We start from the raw sequence: 4,927 nt of genomic DNA, 5'->3' as shown, positions 1-4,927 counted from the left end.
TGGTGCGCCGGCTGCGGGCGGCCAAGGTTCGTAGCGTCCGCATCACCGCGACGTTCACCAACAAGCAGGGCGCGCAGGAGAGCAAGCGGTTCACCGTGAAGCTGCGGTAGGAGCGGCACTTCACCGGCCGCGACGCGCTCGTCATTGTTGGCGACACCCTGCCCTGAGGTTCGTGGGATCACCGTCGCGCTGAGACGGTGGCGGCGCGAACCTCCCGATCGCGGGCCCTAGATTTCCCGTTCCAGCGCGGCGTGAACGTGGTCGTCGATGACGCCGATCACCTTGCTCTTGCCGACGCGGCGGCTGCGGCGCTTGCGATCACCGTGAGCCCAGTGGCCGGGCTGATTGAAGCGGCGCTGGCGGCTGACGCCGTGACGCTCGAGCGCTTTTCCAGATCGTCGACCGATGCCGCCGGTGAGGAACTGCAGCTGCACCGGGCCTCAGTTCGTCTTGGCCCTGGCGTCGAGGATCAGCTGCTCCTGCGCGGCGCTCAGCGCCCACGGACACGACTTCGGCCTCGAGCTCCGCTCGCCAACGGGGCCCGCGACTCCCGGTCCTCGTCGCTGACCGCACACTCCACCGGAGACCGGACCCCTACCTCACAACGTTCACTACGTCCGCGAGCAGCACACCTAGAACAGCTTCTTGATGACCGTCGTGGTGGTCGAGACCGTGGTCGTCGTCGCCGTGACCACCGGCTGCGTCGTGGTCGTCGTCGCGGTCACGACCGGCTGGGTGGCGGTAACCGTCGTCGTCGTCGCGGTGATCACGGGCTCCTGCACCGTGCTCGTGATCGTCGTGACCGGCTCCACGACCGATGTGGAGCTCGTCACGGTCACCGTCTGGAGGGTGCCGGTCACGGCCTGGACCTCGCCGCGGAGCTGCTGGAACCAGCGCTGGGTGCCGGCGATGCGGTAGGCGAGCTCGTCGTTCAGTGCGCCCTGCGTATCGGCGAGCGCGTCCATCACGCCGGTCTGCCCGTCAGCGACCACGTCGGCGATCGCGTCCTGCACGTCGCGGACATGCCCGCCGACCTGCTGCAGCCACTTGTAGGTGCCGTTCATCCGGTAGGCGATCTCGTCATCGACCGCGCCCTGGACCTCGCCGAGCCAGTCCTGGATCTCCTGGATGTCGCCCTTCAGCTGGCCCAGCCACTTGTAGGTGCCGTTGAGGCGGTAGGCGATCTCGGCGTCGAGGTCGCGCTGCACGTCTCCCTGGAGCTCCGCCAGCCAGTCCTGGACGTCCTGGACGTGACCACGGACCTGCCGCAGCCACTTGTAGGTGCCGTCGAGGCGGTACCGCAGCTCGGCGTCCAGGGCGGCCTCGAAGTCCGTGAGGAAGTCCTCCAGCCAGCTCTCGGCACCACCGAGCACGGCGAGGAGCTGCTCGAGCTCGGACAGGACCGGGTCCAGACCGGCCTGGAGCTGCGACAGGACGCCGCCCGCGGTCTCGTCCAGGGTGCCGACGAGCGGCGCGGTGGTGGTGGCGACGGTGCCCAGCGCAGGTGCGGTCGCCCCGTCGAGCGTCGTGCCGATCCCGCCGACCGTGGACTCGGTGGTTCCGGCGAGCGAGTCGGTGAGTCCGGTCGTGCCCGGGGACGGGTTCATGCTGTCGGTGGTGGTGGTCACCGCGCGGAGCAGCGCGCCGCTGCTGTCCGTGAGGAGATCGCCGAGCGTGTAGCCGGTCGTCCCGCTGACCGACTGCGCCAGGGCGGCGGAGACGTTGTCCTCAGCGTCGAAGATCAGGTCGGCGATGCTCGCCACGAAGGCCGAGAAGGTCACCAGGCCCGCGAGCGTGGTGCCGCGTGGCGCACCCAGGACGATCGAGGTGGCCACGGTGCCCAACTGGACGTTGATGCTCGTGACGTCGAGCTTCAGCGTCGCGAGCGGCAGGGCGAGCACGAGGTTGTGGCCGGGGCCGCCGACGCTGGTCTGCAGGATGCCGAGGTTCACGCTCGTGCCGTCGTAGCCGAACAGCAGGTCCATCACGTTCGCCCCGCCGAAGAACCCGTTCTCCAGCGTGGTGAACGGGAGCACGGTGCCGTCCTCGTCCGCGGCCGAGTAGGCCACGTCGCGGCGCTGGGACGGGATCAGGCCGGGCGGGTCGGACGGGATGCCCTCCTGGTCGCGCCAGTAGTCGCGATCGCGCGGGGTGACCAGGCCGAGCTCGCCACGTGGCTCGCCGTTGCGGTTGCCCTGGCTGACGGTGTCGGTGCCGGTGTCGGCGGCGCGGGTCGGGTCGGCACCCTCGCTGGCGGAGCGCTGGTACAGGTACTCCTCCAGCGTCAGGTTGCGGCACGGACCCGTCTGCAGCTGGATCGGCGCGCGGTGCCAGCACCCGTCGCTGGAGAGGCTGTCGATCTGGTAGCCGAGCAGGCGGTACGTGAGGTCGTCGAGCTCGGGCACGAACCAGCGGCTGATCGTCGGCATCGAGTACCAGCTGAACGGCACGATGAAGCTGTTGAAGTCGCCCTGCCAGTCGATCAGGCGGTCGCCGCCCGTGTTCGCGATCAGGACGTCCAGGCCGGCGCCGCCGAACGCCATGTCCTCGTAGGAGGGGTGCGTGTCGGGCCGGTCGTTCAGACCGCCGTTGGTGTCGAGGTCGTCGTCCGCGTTGAGCAGGTCGTTGCCGAACCCGCCGTACAGCGAGTCGCGGCCGGTGCCGCCGACGAGCCAGTCGTTGCCCAGGTCGCCGAACAGCACGTCGTCGCCGTCGGTCTGCACCGTGCCCCAGTTCGGAGTGCTGGTGCGCGGATCGGTGACCGTCGGGGCGCCGTCGTCGATCGCCTTGAAGTTCAGGAAGAACTGCCCGCCCGTGCCGTCCTTCGTCGCGGTGCCGTCCGCGGCGAGCTGGATGCGGCGACGCGGGTCGTACTCGTCGTACAGGGCGAACTCGCCCATCCGGTCGAGCATCCCGGACTGATCGGTGAGGAGGCCGCCGCCGACCAGGGCGCTGCCGTTGGAGGAGCTGGTCAGCACGAGGCCCGGATCCCACGCGTCGTGGTCGGGACCGAAGTGCAGGGCGTCGCTGGGGTTGTACGGATGCAGGAAGTCGATGCGGACCGTGCCGATCGGCGTACCGGCGGTGTCGTAGCGCGGCGCGTAGGACTCCTCGAGCGCCTCGGCACCGGACATCGCGTCGTCGCCCGCCCCGCCGTGCAGGAAGTCGGAGCCGAGCCCGCCGAAGATGATGTCGTCGGCGTACAGCGGATCGAAGAGCACGTCGTCCGGCGCGTTCTGCTGCGCGTTCGGATCCAAGCCGAACGGGGTCAGGTCGGCAGCCTTCTTGAGGGCGCCGCTGACGTTGATGACCGTGACCTGCGCGCCGAGCTGCGCCGAGATCCGGGCGTCGAGGTCCTGCGGAGCGATCGGCGCCACGCCGTGCAGCGGCTCGCCGTCGGGATCGCCGTTGCGGCTGGTGTGGATACGTCCGTCGTCGCCCAGGATGCCGTCCTGACCCGTGCCGCCGGAGATCCAGTCGCTGCCCCAGTTGCCGATCAGGTCGTCGTCGCCGGAGTCGCCGTACAGCGAGTCGTTCCCGCAGCCGCCGTAGACCGTGTCGTTGCCGGACTCGCCGTGGACCTCGTCGGCGCCACCGATGTCGTACCCGCACCCGGTGACCCGGCCGGTGCCGAAGAGGTCGGGACGGAAGTCCGGGCCGCCGGCGGTGTAGTCCAGGAGCTCGACGCCGCGGACCGCGATGCGCTCGGGCCCGTAGCCCGCAGACGCGTCGCCGGACAGGTCGTAGTTGAAGACCGGCGCCGAGCCGTCGGCGTTCACGATCCGCACGATGTTCCCGTTGTCGCCGACGATCACGTCGGCATCGCGGGCCAGCGGGGAGCCGATCGCGCCGTCCGCGTAGGAGTTGCGGCCGGTCTGCGTGCCGGCGCCGCCGAAGATCAGGTCCGCACCATCGGGACGGAGGCTCGCGCTGTCGAGGCCGAAGAAGTCGCTGCTGCCGCCGACGAGGTCGTCCTGGCCCAGGCCACCGAAGATCACGTCGTCGCCGCCGCCGCCCTCGATGTAGTCGTCGCCGTCGCTGTCGGCCTCGAAGGACGGGACCACCCACAGGTCCCCGATCGGGTTGTCGACGCTCTGGCCGGTCCGGCCCGCACCGGTCGGCGTGCCGAACAGCCAGCCGTCGATGGAGCCGTCGCCCTGGATGACGTCGTCACCGAGCTGACCGAAGATCAGGTCGTTCCCGGCGTTGCCCGCGATGTGGTCGTTGCCGAAGCTCGCGGGGCCCGCGACCGGGTCGATGCCCGCCTCGATCGCTGCGCTGTGCCAGAGGTCGTCGACGATGAAGTAGGCCCAGTAGGGGACGCTGCCGTCGCGGTTGCGGTAGTCGAGCGCGATCCCGTCCACGAGCAGCGTGCCGCTGGCGACCCCGGCCGGCGATCCGGCGACGTCGGTCCGCGCGTAGAGCAGGCTGCCCTGCAGGTGCTGGAAGCGCCGGGTGGTGATCGCTGCGCCGTCGGCGAGTCGCAGGGCGACCGCGTCACCGAAGATCAGGTCGTCCCCTGTGCCGCCGTCGATCGCGTCGCCGCGTCCGCCGCCGATCAGCACGTCCTGCCCGGCGCCACCGGTCAGGACGTCGCTGCCCGAGTCGTTCAGGCGAACGCTGCGCAGGCCGACCACATCGCCGGTGGTGAGGATGCGGTTGATCCCGGCCACCTGGTCGATGACGCCGTGGTCGCCGAAGATCAGGTCGTCCCCGCCCTCGCCGTGGAGGACGTCGTTGCCGGCTTGGAGGCTGTCGCTGGTCTGGAAGTGCCCGGGCCGCGCGACGTTGTCGCTGCCCGACGGAGCCGTGACGACCGACAGGATCTGGGTGGAGAGGCTCAGGCGCTTCGACAGGTCGAGGTTGAAGCCGTCGTCGCCGTAGATGTGGTCGACGCCGTCCTGGCCGAGGATCGTGTCGTTGCCGG

The 4,927-nt window shown here is 70.2% G+C and carries 2 protein-coding genes; both read right to left on the bottom strand.

The genetic code is table 11. The annotated features are described in order from the left end of the window. Positions 1-227: 227 nt before the first annotated feature. Positions 228-434 carry a hypothetical protein gene (locus tag ABYE80_RS17120; protein ID WP_372791519.1) on the bottom strand — a complete coding sequence of 69 codons (207 nt, stop codon included), beginning with the start codon at positions 432-434 and terminating at the stop codon, positions 228-230. A gap of 198 nt (positions 435-632) precedes the next feature. Next, positions 633-4,927: hypothetical protein (locus tag ABYE80_RS17115; protein ID WP_372791518.1), on the bottom strand; the 4,295-nt coding region annotated here is incomplete at its 5' end.

Source organism: Paraconexibacter sp. (assembly GCF_041602235.1).
GTDB lineage: Bacteria > Actinomycetota > Thermoleophilia > Solirubrobacterales > Solirubrobacteraceae > Paraconexibacter.
The sequence above is the reverse complement of the archived record's forward strand: the minus strand, read 5'-3'. Positions and strand labels throughout refer to the sequence as shown.